The organism is Leptolyngbya sp. AN02str, from assembly GCF_050565595.1.
Classification (GTDB): domain Bacteria; phylum Cyanobacteriota; class Cyanobacteriia; order Elainellales; family Elainellaceae; genus Kaiparowitsia.
This window is the reverse complement of sequence record NZ_JBNXVR010000003.1, coordinates 162,010-181,956: the sequence shown is the minus strand read 5'-3', so window position 1 is coordinate 181,956 and position 19,947 is coordinate 162,010. Positions and strand designations below refer to the sequence as shown.

20 protein-coding genes are annotated in these 19,947 nt (G+C 52.1%); 12 read left to right on the top strand and 8 right to left on the bottom strand.

Annotated elements, in window-relative coordinates; translation table 11 throughout:
- The first annotated feature begins 64 nt into the window (after window positions 1–64).
- A complete protein-coding gene (locus ACQ4M4_RS03755; RefSeq protein ID WP_430683125.1) occupies window positions 65–733 on the top strand; it encodes a hypothetical protein in 669 nt (222 codons plus the stop codon).
- 24 nt (window positions 734–757) lie between these two features.
- Here ACQ4M4_RS03755 and ACQ4M4_RS03750 read toward each other — a convergent pair whose 3' ends face one another.
- The 3 genes from ACQ4M4_RS03750 to def form a co-directional block, all read right to left on the bottom strand.
- Window positions 758–2,107: a PrsW family glutamic-type intramembrane protease gene (locus ACQ4M4_RS03750; protein WP_430683124.1), complete on the bottom strand. Its 1,350-nt coding sequence runs from the start codon at window positions 2,105–2,107 to the stop codon at window positions 758–760.
- 102 nt (window positions 2,108–2,209) lie between these two features.
- Window positions 2,210–2,464 carry a hypothetical protein gene (locus ACQ4M4_RS03745; RefSeq protein ID WP_430683123.1) on the bottom strand — a complete coding sequence of 85 codons (255 nt, stop codon included), beginning with the start codon at window positions 2,462–2,464 and terminating at the stop codon, window positions 2,210–2,212.
- Between the two features lie 111 nt (window positions 2,465–2,575).
- A complete protein-coding gene (gene def / locus ACQ4M4_RS03740; RefSeq protein WP_430683122.1) occupies window positions 2,576–3,139 on the bottom strand; it encodes a peptide deformylase in 564 nt (187 codons plus the stop codon).
- Between the two features lie 386 nt (window positions 3,140–3,525).
- Here def and ACQ4M4_RS03735 point away from each other — a divergent pair, with 386 nt between their 5' ends.
- On the top strand, window positions 3,526–4,428 hold the full coding sequence (locus ACQ4M4_RS03735; protein ID WP_430683121.1) for a cell division protein FtsX: 903 nt from the start codon (window positions 3,526–3,528) through the stop codon (window positions 4,426–4,428).
- 58 nt (window positions 4,429–4,486) lie between these two features.
- On the opposite strand, the gene aat is transcribed toward ACQ4M4_RS03735, so the two are convergent.
- Window positions 4,487–5,074, bottom strand: coding sequence for a leucyl/phenylalanyl-tRNA--protein transferase (aat, locus tag ACQ4M4_RS03730; protein ID WP_430683120.1), 588 nt, complete (start codon window positions 5,072–5,074; stop codon window positions 4,487–4,489).
- A gap of 292 nt (window positions 5,075–5,366) precedes the next feature.
- Here aat and ACQ4M4_RS03725 point away from each other — a divergent pair, with 292 nt between their 5' ends.
- The 5 genes from ACQ4M4_RS03725 to ACQ4M4_RS03705 all read left to right on the top strand — a co-directional run bounded on the left by ACQ4M4_RS03725 (window position 5,367) and on the right by ACQ4M4_RS03705 (window position 10,148).
- Window positions 5,367–5,693 (top strand): hypothetical protein, encoded by a 327-nt coding sequence (locus ACQ4M4_RS03725; RefSeq protein ID WP_430683119.1) that lies wholly within the window; start codon window positions 5,367–5,369, stop codon window positions 5,691–5,693.
- Window positions 5,694–5,884: 191 nt separating this feature from the next.
- Window positions 5,885–6,640, top strand: coding sequence for a winged helix-turn-helix domain-containing protein (locus ACQ4M4_RS03720; protein WP_430683118.1), 756 nt, complete (start codon window positions 5,885–5,887; stop codon window positions 6,638–6,640).
- A gap of 280 nt (window positions 6,641–6,920) precedes the next feature.
- Window positions 6,921–8,330 carry an ATP-binding protein gene (locus ACQ4M4_RS03715; RefSeq protein WP_430683117.1) on the top strand — a complete coding sequence of 470 codons (1,410 nt, stop codon included), beginning with the start codon at window positions 6,921–6,923 and terminating at the stop codon, window positions 8,328–8,330.
- 131 nt (window positions 8,331–8,461) lie between these two features.
- Window positions 8,462–9,220: a pseudouridine synthase gene (locus tag ACQ4M4_RS03710; protein WP_430683116.1), complete on the top strand. Its 759-nt coding sequence runs from the start codon at window positions 8,462–8,464 to the stop codon at window positions 9,218–9,220.
- 118 nt (window positions 9,221–9,338) lie between these two features.
- Window positions 9,339–10,148: a helix-turn-helix domain-containing protein gene (locus ACQ4M4_RS03705; RefSeq protein WP_430683115.1), complete on the top strand. Its 810-nt coding sequence runs from the start codon at window positions 9,339–9,341 to the stop codon at window positions 10,146–10,148.
- A 207-nt stretch (window positions 10,149–10,355) separates the two neighbouring features.
- Here the strand turns inward: ACQ4M4_RS03705 and ACQ4M4_RS03700 are convergent, their stop codons facing one another.
- Window positions 10,356–10,499 (bottom strand): hypothetical protein, encoded by a 144-nt coding sequence (locus ACQ4M4_RS03700; RefSeq protein ID WP_430683114.1) that lies wholly within the window; start codon window positions 10,497–10,499, stop codon window positions 10,356–10,358.
- A gap of 31 nt (window positions 10,500–10,530) precedes the next feature.
- Here ACQ4M4_RS03700 and nrdJ point away from each other — a divergent pair, with 31 nt between their 5' ends.
- Window positions 10,531–12,708: a ribonucleoside-triphosphate reductase, adenosylcobalamin-dependent gene (nrdJ, locus tag ACQ4M4_RS03695; protein WP_430683113.1), complete on the top strand. Its 2,178-nt coding sequence runs from the start codon at window positions 10,531–10,533 to the stop codon at window positions 12,706–12,708.
- Window positions 12,709–13,047: 339 nt separating this feature from the next.
- Entirely contained in the window at window positions 13,048–13,266 is a 219-nt protein-coding gene (locus tag ACQ4M4_RS03690) for a hypothetical protein (RefSeq protein ID WP_430683112.1), read from the top strand.
- Between the two features lie 146 nt (window positions 13,267–13,412).
- On the opposite strand, the gene ACQ4M4_RS03685 is transcribed toward ACQ4M4_RS03690, so the two are convergent.
- The gene (locus tag ACQ4M4_RS03685; protein WP_430683111.1) at window positions 13,413–14,180 is read right to left on the bottom strand and encodes a tetratricopeptide repeat protein; all 768 of its coding nucleotides are present in this window, start codon (window positions 14,178–14,180) and stop codon (window positions 13,413–13,415) included.
- Between the two features lie 736 nt (window positions 14,181–14,916).
- Between ACQ4M4_RS03685 and ACQ4M4_RS03680 the strand changes: the two genes are divergently transcribed.
- A complete protein-coding gene (locus tag ACQ4M4_RS03680; RefSeq protein ID WP_430683110.1) occupies window positions 14,917–15,381 on the top strand; it encodes a hypothetical protein in 465 nt (154 codons plus the stop codon).
- Complete coding sequence (locus tag ACQ4M4_RS03675) at window positions 15,381–15,935, top strand: glutathione S-transferase family protein (RefSeq protein WP_430683109.1); 555 nt, start codon at window positions 15,381–15,383, stop codon at window positions 15,933–15,935. The genes ACQ4M4_RS03680 and ACQ4M4_RS03675 overlap by 1 nt, the downstream gene beginning before the upstream one ends.
- Before the next feature lie 185 nt (window positions 15,936–16,120).
- Here ACQ4M4_RS03675 and hpxO read toward each other — a convergent pair whose 3' ends face one another.
- A complete protein-coding gene (gene hpxO / locus ACQ4M4_RS03670; protein ID WP_430683108.1) occupies window positions 16,121–17,284 on the bottom strand; it encodes an FAD-dependent urate hydroxylase HpxO in 1,164 nt (387 codons plus the stop codon).
- Between the two features lie 299 nt (window positions 17,285–17,583).
- Window positions 17,584–18,270: a Bax inhibitor-1/YccA family protein gene (locus ACQ4M4_RS03665; protein ID WP_430683107.1), complete on the bottom strand. Its 687-nt coding sequence runs from the start codon at window positions 18,268–18,270 to the stop codon at window positions 17,584–17,586.
- A 221-nt stretch (window positions 18,271–18,491) separates the two neighbouring features.
- Here ACQ4M4_RS03665 and ACQ4M4_RS03660 point away from each other — a divergent pair, with 221 nt between their 5' ends.
- Window positions 18,492–19,883 (top strand): hypothetical protein, encoded by a 1,392-nt coding sequence (locus tag ACQ4M4_RS03660; protein WP_430683106.1) that lies wholly within the window; start codon window positions 18,492–18,494, stop codon window positions 19,881–19,883.
- The last annotated feature ends 64 nt before the right edge of the window (window positions 19,884–19,947 follow it).

Sequence of the window (19,947 nt, the reverse complement as noted above, 5' to 3'; positions counted from 1 at the left end):
GGCTCAAAAATAAATCGGAAAATTTTCAGCCAATTGCGGAACTGCCACAGAGCAATCTGTAGGTATGGATATCGAAACTTACTCTACCGGCGCATTTCTGGAGACTGTTTATATTATGGCAAGTGATTCCCTCCGCCCTTCATTCAAACCGTTTCAGACCGAAGCTGAACTTGAACTGCTACAGCTGATTTTGAATCAGCGCGAGTTGCCTTATCCTTGGAGTCCATCAAACGCAGCAAGCACTCAATATTTCGAGGCTTTGGAGCAAGAATTGGCCGAAGATGGGTGGGATGAGGAAATATTTGCTCCCTACGTGCAAAATCTTGCTGTACAGCTCGATAATGCTTGGACAACCCTACAACCCCAAGTGGCACCCAATCGCATTTCTACAGCATTGTTCGAGCGGTTTGCGGCGCAGGTTCCTCAAGCGTTGCTCGATGCCATTGCTCAGCGGGCTCATGAGGTTGCAGCACAGCAGCGATCGCTCTCGGAGCAGTTGGTTTCCTGTGTGCAGAGCGTGCTAACGGGCTGGAATGAAGATGACCTCGTTGTGTTGGCTCGGCCCTTTGCCTATGCCATGCGCAGCGGAAACGATGCCCAATCTCTAGAGGGAGCGCTGAAATCGGTGCGCTGTGCTGAATGGAGCGAACTCTCCGAAATTGAGCAAGTCCGCCTGAGCCTCGTTGTTGCTCGTTATGCCCTTGCCCAAGCCTCTGCCGAAGACGCTGAGTAGATTGTCCAATGCGTGCGATCGCGTCTAATTCAGACGGGTTGCAAAGTTGCTCGATCGAGTTGGAGAAATGGCTCGCGCTTTTAGAATCGCCGCCATCAGCAAGGCATAAGACAGGGAGCCAATTCCTGCCAAAAGCGCCAAGTGAACCATGCCACTCACATTCCACAAAGCATGTAACCCAGCGGCAATTCCATAGCCAATGAGTAGTGTTTGCCAGCGTTGACTTCGCTTCAGCATACACAGCCCAATGCAATAGCCCAAGTAACCGCTGTACGCCATATGTCCGGCAATCGAACCCAAAATCCGGGGGATGAGGAGCTGGAGTCCTGAAAGTTGTCCGATCTCGATTCCGCCATCACTGCTCAAGGTACTCACAAAATCGGGAACGTAAAAGCCCAATGTTTCCACTAGCGTAAATCCAACCGCCGAGGCTGTCCCCAACAAAATGCCATCCAGCGGTTCCCAAATCCCCAGTTTTTCTCGCCAGGGCGATCGCAACACTAAGCCCAGCAGTAAAACCACCAAAACGGGGAGCGCTTTGAATAACTCCTCCATTAACCCCGTGCCGATAAACATGGACACCAACACCCGCAATAACGTGGATGGCTGATCGTTCGGCAAGCTCCCCGGCAGCAGGGTTTGAAATACATACAAAAAACCATCAAGCACCGGGCTTAGCACCAGCAAGGCCGTGGAGGCCATCACCATCACTAGTAGCCACCAAGGCTTAGCTTTACCACACAATTGATAGACAAAAAAGTAAGCCCCTGCTGCCAGATAACCGGCCAGCAGCGTGTTGAACCATAGCGTATTGCCAACCGAAACAAACAGCAGGACCACGCAGGTCACGGTGATAATGCCTGGAATGAGGTAGGCTTTGCGGATAAATTCACGTCCACTTGATAGCAGCGGAAACAGCTGGCTGATGGACACGCTTTCTCCACCGGCCTGAGCCAAGAGCGATGAAGCCGAACGAGACCATCGCGATCGCCCAGCATCTGACCGGGTTGCCGTTCCAGCCAACTCCTGCTCAACCACAACCTGCTCAAACACAAACTGAGGCCCACGCTGGCCTAAAGCAATGCGATCGCCCGGTCGCAACACCTGCGGCTCATAGATTCGCACGCCATTAATATAGGTTCCATTTGTGCTGCCCAAATCCCAAAGCTGCCAGCCTAAGCCTTCCCCCAAGGGACGCAGTCGGGCATGGTACCGCGAAACCCCCTTGTACGGCGGAGATTCCAGCAAAATTTGGCAGTCAAACTCGCGCCCAATCAGGACTTCGCTGCAATTGGACAATGGGTATACGGCGGACGCTAGATGCATTGGAGCGACCTGTCGTAACGCAGCATCTCCAGCAGCCGACTCCTTCATGCATGTTCCTCGTATACCAAACGCCAGAGTGAACAGGGCAACGCCTGCCGATGCAGCCAATATGAAGCCTCAGCGGGCGCTCATCACTCAATCGTCAGCGGTTTACCGTTGATTTGCGCGGGTATCTTGCACGGCTGCATAGAACGTGCCAATCGTCGCTGGAATGCTCAACGCCAAAATTCCTGCGGTAACAGGGGTACCCAAATCTGGCGCACCCGACGATAGCTCAAAAACACAACCGACAGCGGCGATCGCTGCAACACAGCACACTAACAACAACAATCCACTCTTTGGAGTCACTCGCTTACCTTCCTCAACACCGACCTCAACGGTATGGGTGGCTTCAGACCACACCATAACTCATGAGTTGCAGAATATCCTAGCGCGATCGCCCACCCCTTTTCGCACAGCCCAACGGCTGGAATCAGCAATAGGCCAACAGGCTACCGTGAACCGATCAATTCAGGATTAGGAAATTGGCTTCACAGTCTGGGATGAGAACCCATGCTTCGATAGCTCCTGGTTGAGCGCCAGCGAGTTATCAACCCGGTCCACAAACATTACACCATTGAGGTGATCCATTTCGTGCTGAATCACCCGCGCTAGCAGATCGGACGCCACTAACTTTTGGGGGCGTCCCATTTCATCTTTATAAGTTACTTCAATGGTTTCGGGGCGGCTCACATCCAAGAAAACGCCAGGAATGCTCAAGCACCCTTCTTGCATATCGCAGCGCTGCTCACTTTGGCTAGTAATGACCGGGTTGATCAAAATGTAAGGAGGAGCGGTGGGATCTTCCAACTCAATATCGACCACCAGCAACTGCTTATTCACGCCCACCTGAGGCGCGGCCAAACCAATGCCATCTTCGCTATACATGGTTTGCAGCATGTGCCGAGCCAGCAGCCGAATTTCGTCATCAATTTTGGTGATGCGCTTAGCGGGCTGACGCAGCACGCGATCGCCCAGATAGTGCAACTTCAGCGGAGGATTTTTGAGTTTTTTCTTTTCAACCAGGATTTGAGCTGTCATGGGAGGAATTGGGCAGCGCTACTAGAAGGTCAATTTTTCTGCTGTTTCCATTTTAACCCCAGTTCTCGCGAACCGTGGTTTGGCTTTGCAGCCAGGAATGTAGAGTTTGCATGCCTGATCGCATCCTGGCAGCAGCATCGCAGATTCTTGCCAGCCAGCTCCGAGCGTTTGCCACAGTTCACGCTCCTAATTGGCCAAGCCCCTGAGGCTGCAATCTTAGATGTCTATGACAAAAGTGATTCATCTTGTCAGATATGGTGTATCTTGGCTTCACGTTTGTTGAATCATGCCAAATATAGGATTTGGATTTGTTTCAGACTAAATTGGGCAGCGATCGCTCCAGGGTTGTGTCTTCCTTCCACCATCCATCCTGAACCACGTCAACTATGCTGAGATTTTTCACCAAATCGGACTATCTGCTGCGTGAAACCTTTTTGGGGCTCAAGCGAGGCGGATGGATGAACTGGGCAGCCATTAGCACAGTGACGGTGCTGCTGTTTTTATTTGGCATTAGCCTACAGGCTTCGTGGCAGCTCGAAGGATTGCTCAATCAGTTTGGCAGCCAGCTCGAAATTTCGGTGTTTCTAAAAACTGGAGTGGAGGCAACCACCCTACAGCCCGCGATCGCTAGCCTCCCCGACGTTACCGACGTGCGCACCATCTCCAAAGAACAGGCGTGGAACAATTTGGTTCAGGAAATGGGAGTCGCCGATATTCAAGGCGCGACACAGCAGCTCAACGGCAATCCGCTGGTGGATGAAATGAAGGTAAAAGCTCGCGCGTCGGAGCAAGTTGCCTCACTGGCTCAGCAAATTCGCCAGCTACCCGAAGTGGACGAGGTGCTGTATGTGGATGAAGCCGTGCAGCGAATCGCCCAGCTGAATCACGGACTCAACTGGGTCAGCATTTGGGTCACGTCAATTCTCACCCTAACGGCGATCGCCGTAATTACCACCACCATTCGCCTGATTGTGATGGCGCGTCGCCGCGAAATTGAAGTGATGCAGCTCGTTGGTGCCACCTCGGTCTGGATTTACCTACCCTTCATTTTGCAAGGCATTACCTTTGGCATGATTGGTGCGCTGGTATCGTGGGGCATGATCACCGGGCTTCAGGGCTTTATTAGCAAACTACTGGCCGAGCAAGCCGACTTTATTCAATTCATTGCTCAGGGACTGATTCTGAGTCCACAAAAGCTAATTTTGCTGCCGCTCAGTTTGCTAGGGTTGGGCTGCTCGGTTGGGCTAATGGGCAGTTTGTTTGCGGTGCGCCGAGTCGCTCTGCGGTAAGGGCGATCGCCTCATCCACAGTCACATCTCCAGTCACATCCAAAGCCACCTTGTCCACCTAATCCAACCGACAGCGACGGCGCAGCGCAAACCGAAGCAAGCCGTGATACTCGTCTTTGCCAATGTTGTATGCGCCAAACCGAGATAGGTGCTCGTTCATGAGCTGCGCATCAAATAGGACGAATTGGCGCGATCGCAAATGTTCTACCAGCTTCACCATCGCCACCTTAGAACCATCGGGAATGCGATAGAACATGGACTCGCCAATAAACGCGCCCCCAATCACCACGCCCAAAATACCGCCAGCCAACTCATCGCCCTGCCATGTTTCAAAACTGTGGGCATAGCCAGCCAAGTGCAACTCCCAATAGACCTGTTTCAGCTCATCCGAGATCCAGGTGGTGTCACGATCGGCGCAGCCATCCACCACAGCCCGAAAGGCGCGATTTACCTGAACCGAAAACCGCTGCTGATTGAGCACTCGCCGCAGCGACTTGGGATAGCGAAATCGCTCATCCAGTGGAATTAGGGTTCGTTCGCGACTGGAATACCACTGCAACTGGCCATCTAGGCCATCTGCCATTAAAAAATACCCTTGGGCATAGCCTTGAATAATGGCAGAAATGTCATACTGAACGTTATTCACAGACGTTTTTCGCGTTACGAAACTGAACTTAGGCCCAACCGAACAAACCCAACAGATGCTCCGCTCAATGGCAGATTGACTGTGCTGTTTCCAGTGTGCGGTTTCAGATGTCCTCTCTCAACCCTAAATTTTCAGACCAGGTTCAGGCATGTACCAAGCCTAAATCTCGAACGGTCATCCTAACAAATCCTTCAAATTTTGTTGATTTTTCATCAAATCTGCACCGTTCTCACTCAATCTAGTATCTATCGTCATTTTTTTGTTGATATTGCATGTTTTCGAGGTGTATCCGATGGCTGATCCCATTCCATCTATTACCCTTCCTCCCATTGAAAACCCTCACTTTGAAGGTCAGTGGTTAGAGCAAGCTCTACACCAATGGCTCGATCAAGAATATATTCCAGAACAGGTGAATGCCGAGATTGCGCATCGCGCAGCGCAGGTCTACATTCGTCAACGGCTGGAAGGCGAACATGATGTCGGTTCTCTTGTCATTGCGATTGTGACGGAGATGCAAGCTTACGATTTTTCGAAGAGCTTTTTTAGTGAGTTTGCGATCGCCAATGCCGTGAGCGATCTACTACTGTGCCGCCTTGGCATCGAGCCCTGCTGTCGTTAAGCAGCATGCAGCGCATAAGACAGGGTAACTCAATCTTGCAGTTTGTTGCCTTTGCAGTTTTTTAACCAGCCGTAACAACCGAAATCTAAAAAAGAAACCAAAGGTTATCCCAAAAGGCTGGTGCCTGAGCCCGCATTTGATAAGATCAGGCTGGATTCACCGCTGTATCGTCCACAAGGTAGTTGACCTTTATGCTGGCTTTAGAAGTCTCGCGATCGTCTCAAGCTGATCAAAAGCTAGGCCGCGTTCTTGTTGTAGAAGACGAAGAATTAATTCGCGACACTGTCGCTTTAGCGCTGAGTGAAGAGGGCTACGACGTTCTAGTCGCTGAAGATGGACGAAGCGCACTCGATTTGATCAGCAAAATTGATGACGCAGAGCATCCCAACGGCTTCGGTGTTGATCTGATTATTTTGGATCTGATGTTGCCCTATGTGAATGGGCTAGACCTGTGCCGCCTGATTCGGCACCAAGGTAACAGTGTTCCTATTTTGATGCTGAGCGCGAAGGGTAGTGAGACCGATCGCGTGGTTGGATTGGAAGTTGGAGCCGATGACTACCTGACAAAGCCATTTGGGATGAGAGAGTTGGTGGCTCGCTGTCGGGCACTGTTGCGTCGGCACCGCCACACCCAACCTCAAAATTTGGATTCAGTTTTGCGGTTTCAAGATATTGTCCTGTATCCCCAAGAGTGCCGGGTAACGGTACGGGGCGAAGAAATTAATCTCTCACCCAAAGAGTTCCGCATTTTGGAATTGTTTATGAGCCATCCTCGGCGGGTTTGGTCACGCGATCAGCTCATTGAGCGAATTTGGGGACCCGACTTTATGGGTGATAGCAAAACAGTGGATGTTCATATTCGTTGGTTGCGCGAAAAGCTAGAACTCGATCCCAGCCATCCTGAATATTTAACAACGGTGCGTGGCTTTGGGTATCGCTTTGGCTAGCTCTAATTTTGCCAGGCAGCATGGGTCACTTGAAAAGCAGTTGTACTAGCAACTTTAGACTGAGCTAAGACTTACGCCCGTCATCCGAAAAACCAGGGGGGTTGAATAATGTTTGGAGTGCTAAGCACTCCAAACATTATTCAACTGCATAAGTCCTGTAAGAATTTGGTCATTCGAGCACGTTGCGCAAAACGGATTGAATTTGTACTGCGTGGGGTGTGAGGCACGGGTTAAGCTTGTTAGCATGTACAGTTTTCCCGTGTTTGAGTGAGCTGCGCCCTTGCTGTTATTGGGATTTGTTGCGGGATTATTCGTTGGACTGTTGTTGTTGGTTTGGCAGCGATCGCGCATGAATGCCAAGCTCAAGCGCGTGCTGCATGAAATGCGAGCCGCCGAAGAAAACTCCATGTTTTCTACGGGAACTCAGCTTGCCCTAGCGGTCTCTCAGCAACAGCGCATCCAGCAAGGGCTAGAACGCCAGTTGGAATGCTATCGACAAATTTTGAACACCGCGCCCATTGGTTTTGCTGAACTCGATGACGAGAATCGGCTGGTCTGGTGCAATGTAGAAGCGCGATCGCTCTTGGGCATCGTTCCAGCCGCCGATCCCAAGCCTCGCCTCTTGCTAGAGCTTGTACGCTCCTATGAACTCGATCAGCTTGTAGACCAAACGCGATCGGCTCAACAGCCATGCCAAATGGACTGGCTGTTCTATCCTGTTAGTCCCGATCCGTCTCAACTTTCTCGGCAACAGGCGCGAGCCCTGCGAGGCCATGGATTTCCCCTCATGTCTGACCATGTGGGTATTTTTCTCGAAAATCGGGATGAGCCAGTCCAGCTAAAGCAACAGCGCGATCGCTGGGCCTCCGATGTTGCTCATGAGCTTAAAACGCCGCTTACCTCGATTCGGCTGGTTGCAGAAACCCTGCATGGCCGAGTCGATACGAGCCTTCAGGGGTGGGTCAGCCGACTGATTAATGAAACCATTCGCCTGAGTAATCTCGTTCAAGACTTGTTGGACTTGGCGCAGCTCGATCAAGAAGCTTCGACGTGTCTTCAGCTACGAACTGTGAAGCTGGCAGATTTGGTTCAAGCGGCATGGACCAGTTTGGAGCCGCTCTCCCGCAAAAAGCAAATTGGAATTAGCTACGAGGGCGACGAAACTATCATTGTTGAAATGGATGAGCCTCGTATTTTTCGAGTTCTCATCAATTTGTTTGACAACAGCATCAAGTACAGCCCACCTTGGGGTACGGTGCAGGTTCGCTTTCGCTTAGAACCTCAGGCCAACCCAGCCAATGCCGTACTCGAAATCATTGACGCAGGGCCGGGTTTCCCAGAAAGCGCTTTGCCCCATGTGTTTGAGCGGTTTTACAAGGCAGATCCGTCGCGATCGCGCCAAGTAGCGCTTGAAAACCCTGCGGAAAACCTGCCTGGAACTGGAGGAGTAAAACCATTGCCCAGCTATTCCTCGGCCATTGTCGGCACTGCATCAAATTCCCACACAGATACCGAAACAGTCTCATCGGAAGTCCAGCGGCGTACTAGCACCGGCTTGGGATTGGCCATTGTGCGGCAAATTGTGGAAGCTCATCATGGCAGTGTGACTGCCAGCAATCATCCCGGAGCAGGTGCCTGCTTGCGCCTCACTTTGCCGATTCAGCAACCAAACCGCAAGCCCTCTTCCTAGCACTTGGTTTTAGCACCTTGGGGTTGATACTGTGATAGATAGGTGCTGAGTTGAAGATGGGCTCTTTACTCCAGATTCGTTTTACTCAGTTCACCCTAGTCTCCCACTCACTGTATGGAAATGTCGGGCTCATGGATGAGCGATTACAGAAAATTTTGGCTGGGTGGGGAGTTGCTTCCCGCAGACAAGCCGAACAGATGATTGTGCAAGGACGGGTCATGGTAAATGGCGCGATCGCCCAACTGGGACAAAAGGCCAATCCCCAATGCGATCGCATTTTGGTAGATGGCAAGCTCATTCAACCCGGCGATCGGCCCAACGACATTTATCTGCTGCTGCACAAGCCCAAAGGCGTCGTCTCCACCTGCCACGATCCCCAAGGTCGGCCTACCGTGCTGACCTATTTACCAAACGACCTCCAGCACGACACAGGCATTCACCCAGTCGGTAGGCTCGATACCGCCTCAACCGGGGCTCTTTTGCTCACCAATGATGGGGCAGTCACCTTTTGTCTCACCCATCCGTCCCATGCAGTTCCCAAAACCTATGAGGTTTGGATAGAAGGAAAACCCACCCCCGCCACTCTCAACCATTGGCGAACTGGAGTTTTGCTTGAGGGGCGGCGCACCCAGCCGGCCGAAGTGCGCATTCTGCAAACAACTCGCACTAAAACATTGCTAGACATTGTGCTGCGGGAAGGGCGAAATCGGCAAATTCGCAAAACAGCCGACCTGCTCGGTCATCCGGTCATTGCTTTACACCGTGTAGCCGTTGGGCCGATTCTGCTAGGCTCTTTGCCAGTCGGTCAGTATCGGTATTTAACGCAGAAAGAGATTGGTTTTTTGAAGACTCAAGCGGTAGGATTTTCTCAAGGGTTGAATCATGGCTAGGGCACGATAAAATCGGAGCATAGGCACTTGACTAGACTTTCGAGATTCCACCAAATGGCGAGGCGCGATCGCCCTTAAATTCAAACCAGCAACGGTGCGCACGAGGAGCTTGAAATTTGTGACAGATTCCATGAGCAAGGGGATCTCCCAACTCGAACAACTACAGGTCGAACAGCTCCAGCAAATTGGGGCTTATCTGTTTCAAGTACGCGAAGACATGGGTCTATCGCTGGAACAGATTGCGACTAAAACCATGATCTCCGGTCGCCTCCTCAACGCCATCGAAACCGGAAATCTCAAGCAGCTACCTGAGCCCGTTTATATTCGTGGCTTTATTAAGCGCTATGCCGAGGCTTTGGGTCTTAGCGGCGAAGAAATTTCTCAGGCATTTCCCGTTAACCCAGAAGTGCGCCCCGTCCCCTCTTCTTGGAAGGAGACGCCTGCGGCTCAGCTCCGGTACTTTCACCTTTGGTTGGGCTATGCAGCCGTGGTGACCGCTGCCGTCATTGGGTTGTCCTACCTATTCAACCGTTCAACAAGCGGTCCGCCCACCATCACCACAGCGCCGACCACCCCCGCCTCCGCACAGGCTAGTCCTAATGCTTTACCCTCGGTTGCGTCTAGCCCTAGTCCTAGCGCATCTCCATCTCCCATCTCAACCGATCCGGTACGGGTGAGCTTGCGGCTGCTAGAAGAATCCTGGATTCGTATCACGGTGGATGGTAGAACCGATTTTGAAGGAATTCTACAAGAAGGCACCGAGCGCAGTTGGACGGCGAAGGAAGAAATCAACATTCGCGCTGGCAATGCTGGCGGCGTCTCCGTGATTTACAATGAGCAACCCGCGCAAACGCTGGGTGAGCGAGGTCTACCGCGGACGGTCACATTTACCGCGAATTCATCCAATCAATCAGCCCTTTTGCCTTAATTGCAGCTGGCTGATTTGGATTTGCTCATCTGAATATTACTTGGAAAAGCCAAGGTTCTAGACACACTGCCTAAAACCTTGGCTTTTTGGGCAGCACAGCTTGCGGCGGCTGGAGCGTTGATTCAGGCGAGTCAGTTTGAAACTAGGCTGCGACCAACCAGCTTTGGATTTATGAAGCACACAGAATTTTGCGATCGCGCATCTTGATTAGGACTTACGCACTGCATCCGAAAAATCATTCAACTGCGATCGCCCATCCTGATTTTGGCTGCCTTCGGTTGATCTTTCCGAGATGACCTTATATAGTGTGTGCTTTAGAGCATAGCCACTACATCTATAGGGCGTCGCCATCGCTTCACACTACACCTATCCAAAGTGCCTTATGGTTCAAAACATCGAACGTCCTCGCCAATCCAGCCCATTTCCGAAGGCAGCGCCTGCTGCTAACCCTGTGTTTTATCGCACCTACAGCCGTCGTGGTGAAAAGGCTGAGGGATTTCGTGAGACCTGGGATGAGGTGTGCGATCGCACCCTTCGCGGCATTGTAGAACTGGGCAAGCTCACCCCTGAAGAAGCCGCACTCCTGGGCCGAATGCAGCGCGAGCTAAAAAGCCTACCTTCGGGACGTTGGCTTTGGGTCGGTGGAACCGACTGGGCCGCCAAACCCGAAAATTTTTCGGGAGCCTACAACTGCACCAGTACCAACGTCGTTGACTGGCGCTCCTTTGGGCTGATGATGGACTTGGCCATGATGGGCTGTGGCACCGGAGCCGTCCTGGAGCCAAAATATATTCAACAACTTCCCGCCATTCGCAATCGACTAAGCGTAGCGATCGTGAGCGAGTTGGGCACCACGTCTGCCGAGCAGCGCATCAACCAAACCGAAGTTAGCTTTAACGGCAACCACGTTCGCATTCGCGTGGGCGATAGTCGCCAAGGGTGGGTGAAGTCATACCAAGCTCTGCTAGAGATATCGTCTGATGAGCAATTTTCTGGCGATGTCGCGGTCGAAATCGACCTCAGCAGCGTTCGTCCTGCTGGAGAGCGCCTCAAGGGGTTTGGCGGCGTTGCCAACCCCATCCGATTGCCGGGGCTGTACGAGCGCTGCGCCCACATTCTCAACAAGGCGATCGGTCGCCAGCTCAACTCGGTAGAGTGCTGCTTGCTCATTGACGAAGCTGCTGCCTGTGTCGTAGCCGGAAATATTCGCCGCAGCGCCGGTATGCGCCAGTTCGATAGCGAGGACGTGCTGGCCGCTGGGGCTAAAGAGAACCTGTGGACGCAAGACGAAAACGGAAACTGGCGGATCGACCCCGAACGGGATGTACTGCGCATGGCAAATCACACGCGCGTATTTCACCGCAAGCCCACACTGGAGGAGTGCACCGACGCCGTTCGTAAACAGTTTTATTCGGGTGAAGGGGCGATCCAGTGGGCGGGTGAGGCCGAGCGCCGAGCCCAAGGCGAGGGTCGCTATGGCTTGAATCCTTGTGGAGAAATCATCGGCCAAAATTTCCACTGCAACCTGGCTGAAGTTCATCTCAATCAGCTTGATCCGAATGACGAGCAGGCCCAAGAAGAGGCGTTCACGGCTGGAGCGCTCTCTGTCGCCGCGCTGCTCAATCATCAGTTTCAGGAATCGCGCTATCAAGAGTCGCGATTAGATGATCCCATTGTGGGCGTGTCGTTTACTGGGCTGTTTGACTTTTTTGTGAATGCGTTTGGTGTGGAGTGGCTGCGCTGGTGGGAAGCCGGTCGTCCCGACACCATGAAGGGGCTGGAGTTCAAGGCTAAGGAGCAAGCCTATCTCAGCCGATGGAAAGAGATTGTGCATCAGGTAGTGTGGGACTATTGCGATCGCCACGGGTTGAAGCGTCCCAATCGTTGCACCACAGTACAGCCTGCTGGGACAAAGTCGCTGTTGACTGGGGCCAGCCCTGGTTGGCACCCACCCAAGGCTCAGCGCTTTATTCGCCGCATCACGTTCCGCAAAAACGATCCCGTCGCTTTAGCCTGCATGGAGTACGGTTACGCCATCGTGCCGTCCCAATCCGACAAGGATGATCAGGGTAATTTGCTGGATGATCCGTTCGATCCGCGTTGTACCGAGTGGCTGGTGGAAATTCCGGTCGAGGTGCCCTGGGCCAACTTACCCGGCGCAGACACCATCGCGATTGAAAAGTTCACCGCTTTGGCGCAGTTCGACTTTTACATGCAGGTGCAAACCTACTACACTGCTCACAACACCAGCGCCACGGTAGAACTAAACGAGGACGAAATTGAACCCTTAGCTAACGCGATTTACGAAGCGATCGCCCAAGACAAGGGCTACATTAGCGCAGCATTGCTGGCCCGGTTCAATGCACCATTCCCTCGACTCCCCTTCGAAAAAATCGACAAAGCGACCTTCGATCAACTGGAAGCTGAGGTGCAGACCCGACAGCGCACACAGGATTTTTACGGTGCGCTAACCCGCTACGATTCTGGCGAACTGCTAGAGGCCGGGCCTGCTGGCTGTGATAGTGATAAGTGCATGCTCCCCGAAACCAAAGGCAACTAACCTCAGCATCTTCACACCTTTAGCCATAGGACTGACGCACTTTATATAAAAGTCCAGGGGGTTGAATGATTTTTGAGGCGCTAAGTGCCTCAAAAATCATTCAACTGCACAAGTCTTGTCTAATTCGGATGTCCTGGATGGAACTCAGCGGTCATGCTGAGTTCCTTTTTTATTGCGGTCGGACTGCGATCGCACAGCCAATCCAGCTGCAGATCCTGCAATCCATTTGCACTCCACCGTATACAGTTCAAGCCAGAGGAAATTCAGACAAGAGCTGCATCCCCTATCGATTCACGTTAGGATTTATGCAGACTTAAGAGCTTGAGAGGATAGTTGACCGTGTTTCTGGATGAGTTATCTCCGGTTGCAAGAGAGTTGATTGGGCATCCTGTGGCCTTTTTGGGAGGCTTTGTATCTGGATTGTTTCGCCTGAATTTGTCTGACGATCCTGTCAAGAGTTGGCTAGAGGGGCAAACCGGCGCATCCGTCTCATCGCCCACCTCCACCGATTCACATAACGGCAAGTCCAGCGGTCCCCAGTCCATTTCGATCGATTAGAGCAACCCAAAACCTATCACCTCAAAACTAAAAAAAGCCTTCTGAACTAATGGTTCAGAAGGCTGCTTATCGAATCCACACTGCTAGGGAGGAGATATCAAGGTGAAAGCGAACGCTGTAGGGATTTCTGACAAGCACTATTCAGACTACTGGGCAAGGGGCGAGAGCAAATCATTCATCCAAGTTTCGACTTGCTGAAGCAGGCGAGCCACATTGCCAGCCGTAGCATTGGGAAGTTGCAGATAGCTCAGGGATCGCTTATAGTCAGCGATCGCGCAGTTCCAGTCGCCCCATAGGTGATGGGTGCGGCCGCGCTCGCTATAAACGTGGCTTTGCAAGCAGCCGAGACCGATGGCCACATCAAAGCTTTCAATTGCACGCTCATACATCTGCATATCGCGGAAGGTAATGCCTTGGTTGATCCAAGCGCGAACATTATCAGGATTGAGTTCTAGCGCAGCATCGTAATCCAGCACCGCTTCCAAATACTGACCCTGAGACGCAAAGTAATTGGCGCGATTGTTGTAGGCACTATCGAGACTGGGATTTAGCTCTAGCGCCTGGTTATAGTCAGCGATCGCCTTGTCAGTGCGACCACTTTGGAAATACACCAAACCCCGATTGTTGTAGTCACGAGCACTGAGGGGGTTGCGAGTCAAAATTTCGGTAAAGAGGGCGATCGCAGTATTGTAGTGACCACACTGCGCCTCTGTCAGGGCTTGCTGCCGGGTCAAGATTTCCCACTCTGCCGGGCTAACCGCGTTATGGCCTGAAACGCTCTCTTGGCGGCGCTGCCTAGGCTGCCAACGCTTGGTCTGCCGCTTAGAAGACCGCCCAGTCAGGTGGGACTGCGTAGCCGCAGAACCCGATTGCCCAGATTTGCCTTGATGACTTGTAGAAGAGCGCGTATTCATGGTCTTGACATCCTCACGATGCAACTTAGCTTGCAGAGTAACGCCTACGGTTTAGTATCTTGTCCCTTTCAATCTGATGCACCCGTCCCTGTGTCACTTGTTAATGTGTCTTATTCGCTCGTGATGTGTGAGGTTGAAAGTACGGAAAAGATTTCGTTCACCACAGCACAATTTGCAGCAAACAAGGGCTAAAACCCAGAACCCACAAGGATTTCGCACTTAAAAGGAGGCTACAATCGAACTCAGTACAATTCCTGAGAGTCCCTAGGAATTTTCTTTAACTTTATGGAAGCAGCAATACTTCTTCATAGAGAAAAGACTAATTACATTCAGAAATCCATCGTTTTATGAAGCTGCAATTTTGCACAGGTAAAATGAAAACCAATTGCTGCTAATTTTCACTCATTCACCAAGCAAAATAAGCAGTTTTTGCCCATCCTGGTTAACTCCTTGTTTGATGAACCTAGCTCAACATTTAGCTTCATCCAATTCAGGTTGTGCTGCGATCCCAATTCATAACAAATATGAACTAAAGCCTGTTGGAAATCTTAAATATGAAGGTAGTTTGTTCGATTTTGCTCAAGTCATGAGTCAAGCTATTTGACAGATTCTTCTGCTCAAGTTGTGGCTGAAACTCATAATTTGTTACACATCAACCAGGCTCATCATCTACGTTTTGCCTGATTGCCGTGTCTTGCAATGGTCAACGTTTGCTGTTCTCTATTAGAAAAAATTCATGACGACAATCAACTCTTATCCCAATGCACCCGATCTTTCGGCAAATGATTATGTAGTGATGGGTTTAGCAACCTGCTTTCTTCGAGAAGATGGAGAAACTCACCCCATCAAAGTTGTAGAACCGATCCCAGCTGCAACGTTGGAAACCCTCAAGCTTGGCATTCCTACTTCCTATGAAATGGCGATCGCCACTACTTTGGGAGCGGTATTAAGCGATGGCATGGCGCACATCCCGGCAGAGTTTCCTCCCGAAACACAGATTTGCGATGAGTTTGAACTGCGGACTTACTCTGCAGCGCGCACTTACCGGGCTAAACCCGCAACCCAGGACGTCTTACCGCTGGGCACCAGCCGCAGCGACTTCAACCACTCCACCGAGCGCAAACGCATCTTAAATTCGGATCGCATGGTCAAAACCGAAGACAATGTTAAGCAACATGCTTATACACACCAGGTTTTGTAATGCTGAAACTATATGGAGGGGCTCGCAGCCGAGCTTCAATTGTGAAGTGGTATCTAGAAGAGCAGGGGATTCCCTATGAGTATGTGCTTCTGGATATGCAAGCTGGAGAGCATCGAGAGCCCGCTTACTTAGCGATCAACCCGATGGGTAAGGTGCCCGCCATTGTGGATGGAGACTTTACCCTGTGGGAGTCGGGGGCGATTTTGCTGTATCTGGATGAAAAATACGGTGCAGCAGCGTCTATAGAAGAGCGATCGCGCCGAGCCCAATGGGTGCTATTTGCCAATGCAACGTTGGGGCCAGGAATCTTTATTGAATCGAGCCGTGAGCGCGAATTTCCCAAACTGATCGGTGGCCTGAGCGAGTGCCTTGCTCAGCAGCTTTACCTGTTGGGTGACACGCTAACCGTGGCGGATATTGCTGTTGGCTCTATGCTGGCCTACATGCCTCTCATGTTGGGACTCAACTTCAAGGAGTATCCTATCGTGGAGAGCTATGTTCAGCGCATTACGGAGCGTCCGGCATTTCAAAACACCATTGCCCAACGCGGCTAAACGATCCTCGTCAATCTGAATCAAGGCTGGATGTGAAGCTCGGGTGCGAGTTTCACATCCAGCCTGATCGTTTGGTTCAGGATAAGCCCATGGTGGGGCAGTGGGCCAACAACCTAGTTATTTTGAGGTGGCGCGATCGCTCCAATCAGCTCTCTCCACAGCCGCCAAATGCCCAACGGTCGTATCTAATGCAACGGCCCCGCCAAGATGGTGTTTGAAATAGCCTTCAGAATCTTCAGCCCATCTTCGTGTTTTAACTCCTCGTACCATTGTTGGGTTTTGATGGGATCTTTGCCGTGGGTCACATCCGATCGCTTGCGGGCTCGGTTCACAATATCGGTTACCCGGCTCAAGCGCGCCGCTTCATAGCGTTTGAGGGCATCCTCTACACTCAAGTTTGTCGTTTGCAAATAGTTGGCCAACACCAGAGCATCTTCCATCGCTTGACAGCCTCCCTGACCCAGATCGGGGGCGGTGCTGTGGGCTGCATCCCCCAAAAGCGCAACGCGACCCTTAACCAGTTGGCTTAACGGCTCAACATCGTGGATTTCAACCCGATTGGTCGTCATGGGGTCTAGCGTCTGAATCAACGTTTGCACAGGTTCGGCCCAGCCTTTGAAATGGCTAGATAGCTCTTCGCGGTATTGTTCCGGCACGCTTTCGGTACCTTTGGGTAGGGGCACATCCAGGAAGAAATAGAAGCGATCGCCTCCCACAGGCATCATCGAGGCCCGCTTGTGTTCCCCAACGTAGATAACCCAGCTATCTTTGGGCACAAGGCGTTCATCGGCAGTGACTAGCCCATTCCAGTTCACATAGCCCACATAGCGCCGCTCCACCGCTTGTTCCACCACATAAGAGCGAATTTGGGAATGCGTACCATCAGCAGCAATCAGCAGATCGCCCGTGGCTCTATACCCATCTTCAAAAATAGCGGTCACGCTGTCGGCATCTTGCTCCACGGCGACACAGCGCGAATTGAGCTGCACCAACCCCGGCCCAAAGGCATCCAGCAGCATGCTTTGCAAATCGCTACGAGTGACGGGATAAGGCCGCTGACCCACCCAGTCAATCAGCATTTGCAGGCTAAAGTCGGTCAAGGTTTCGCCAGTCATGCTGTGGTAGGCCATGCGGTTCATGATGCCGCCAATGCTGGCAATTTCTTTGCCCAGGCCCAGCCGATTTAGCACTTTGACCCCGTTTGACCACAGCGAAATGCCCGCTCCAGCTGGCCGCAACTCACGCACACGATCATAAATTTCGACGGTGTAACCCGCTTGGCGCATGGCGATTCCTGTTGTAAGGCCACCCATTCCGGCGCCAACAATAATGACTTTCAAGTTTTCCATGCTGCAATGTCCTACCTGGAGCGTGATCGGATGAGAAGGGCTAACAATTTCTAAGGGCAAGTTGCACTAACAATCTGCACGGTATAAGCTGCGCGGATCGTTAGCTCAAGGGGTGCTCTGAAAGGGATTGTAAAGGATAGCGGAAGCTGCGATCGCCCCAAAGCACACAAAAAGCGATCGCTGTAGAGAGAACGATCGCTTTTTGAGGTATTGAGGATGGTAGTGAACAACGCCAACTACCACATATAGCTAGCTATCTTCAAAGACATGGACGCGGCGTAAACCCTGCATGGGTTCATCTAGCGACGACTCATGCGCATCACAATTTGCAGAACGTACCAAAACAGCAGGGCCACCGAGGCAAACAGCTCTAGCGACGCCGCTACGTAATGGCGCGTTGAGTAGTGATGCATGATTTTGGAAGTGTCGTACAAAATTGCCGCCGAGGCAAACGCCACCATGACCACCGAAAACAGGAGGCCCAGGGTAAAGCCAAACACAATACTGCACACAATCAGCCCTAGGGCTACCAGTCCGCCAATTTTAAGAATGCCGCCTAGGAAGGTAAAGTCCTTTTGGGTTGTGAAGGCCACCACCGTCAGTCCTGCAAACAAAGCCAAGGTGAGAATGGCCGCCGTTGGCAATACACTGGCATCCGAGTAGAACGCCGCCAAATACAGGAGCGGAGCAAAGATGAGTGCCTGCGCCACCACGTAAATCCCTAGGCCCATGTATTGGGTATTTACATCGTCGGCTTTTGCGGCCAAGCTACGCGACATCCATCCGAGCAGCGAAAAGGCCCCTAAAATGAGCAGCCAGGCGAACCGCCCTCCTGCCACAAAGTTCAACATTGCCGCCGCAATGCCCGTTTGAAACAGGATAAATTCCACGCCAATAAATGCTGCGATCGCCCCTGCCAAATGGAGGTAGGTTTTTTGAATAAACTGTGCGCGATCGCTAGGCCGAGACTGTGCAACGGTAATCATGCGTGTCTTTCAACTCCCACAAAAGGAAATCATTTACGAGTGTAACAAACCCATGTTTTAGGACCATGGATTATGCGTTTTCTCTAATTGAAGAATGCCCTAAATCCAAAACAAATGTTCACCTTTATTTACCCTAAAAGCAATTAAGTTTGGGCAACAAATGAATCATTTTTTCGTCTCAAAAGGATAGGATAAAGCCGCGAAATTCAGCCTTTGATGTGATGAGAAAACCATTCCTCTCTATTGCCCTGAGCCTGTCTGCCGTTTTCGTTGCAGGAGGCATTCCAGTTGCCAAACACTTGATTTGTTCTCCAGCCGCCTGGGCACAAACAACACAAAGCTATGGAGAAGAGGGACAAAGCGGTAGCAACGGTCGAAGTGGTAGAGCTGGCAGCAGCGGCAGCAGTCGTACCATTTTTGCCAATGGCTTACCCCAGCAATTGGAACTGGTCGGAACCGATGGCGAAGATGGCGAATCGGGTCGCAATGGACGTTCTGCCCTGTGTGGGCGACAGCCACGCGATGTGGATTACAACTTGCGCGCCCCAAACGGCGGTCATGGTGGCAATGGGGGAAATGGCGGCGATGGTGGCGATGGCGGCTCTGTCACAATTTACTACACCAATCTGGCAGATGTTCGACAGGTATACGTCAATGCAGCGGCGGGCCGAGCGGGTCGCGGTGGGCTGGGCGGACAGGCAGGGCCAGGTTGTAACTGCGATCGCCGCTTTTGGGAGATTGAAACCTGCACTGGAACTCCAGGCACCGCCGACTATCGCTGTAGCGTTCGCCGCTTTACCTGTACCGATGGCAGCAACGGCAGGGTCGGCAGCAATGGCAACAATGGCAGAACTGGCACAATTGGCGAGCTTACCCTGATTAACCGAGCAGAACCGTTGTCCGCTGAGCAGCCACAGGCAGCCGCCCCACTTTCGCAACTGTTAGGGCAATCGATTTCGCTGTCCAAAGACCTGTGGGATGTGCGCCAGGGAGCAACCGGGCTGCTGGCTCCTGGCTCTGTTGTGGCGAATGAGTATCGGGAATATGCAGGGCGAGTGGAAGCAACCGTGCAGCTTGTGTGGCAGGCTGCGCGATCGCGCAGTGAGTTTGCCAACGAAACCGCAACCGTTACCCTTGAGCGCGATCGCCAAGTTCAGGTGGATTTTTCTGACGAGATTTGGGCGGACGGCACCCAGGTAACAGATGCGAATCAGCTCACCACCTACACCATTGCGAATGTGATTCGGCGGAATGAAGCGACTCAGATGGATACCGTTCGGGTCGCGGGATCGGGGCGAGATCTTCAGTTTACGGTGGTCGATCAGGCCAATGTGTCCGACCTGGTGGCAACCGAGTTTGCCGTGCAAATTCGTACAGCCGATGGCCAGGGCGATCGCCGCCCCGACTACCGCACTCGGTTTGAGGGAGTTGTACCAGCCAATTTGGTTACGCAAGATGGCAACCGATTTGTCCTCAATTTGGGCCAACTGCCCATTAGCGCTCGCGATTTGGCAGCGGGCAACCCAGCAGAAATTCGGCTGACGGCCACTCGCTCCTTTGCTGGGCAATCGGCAGAAACCTCAATGAACTGGCGCGGCAATTTGCGACGCTAGGAGAGCCTACGGCTTCATCCTGCGGCTCAATTCAGCAAGCTAGGCATTTTAAACCGGCCTGATA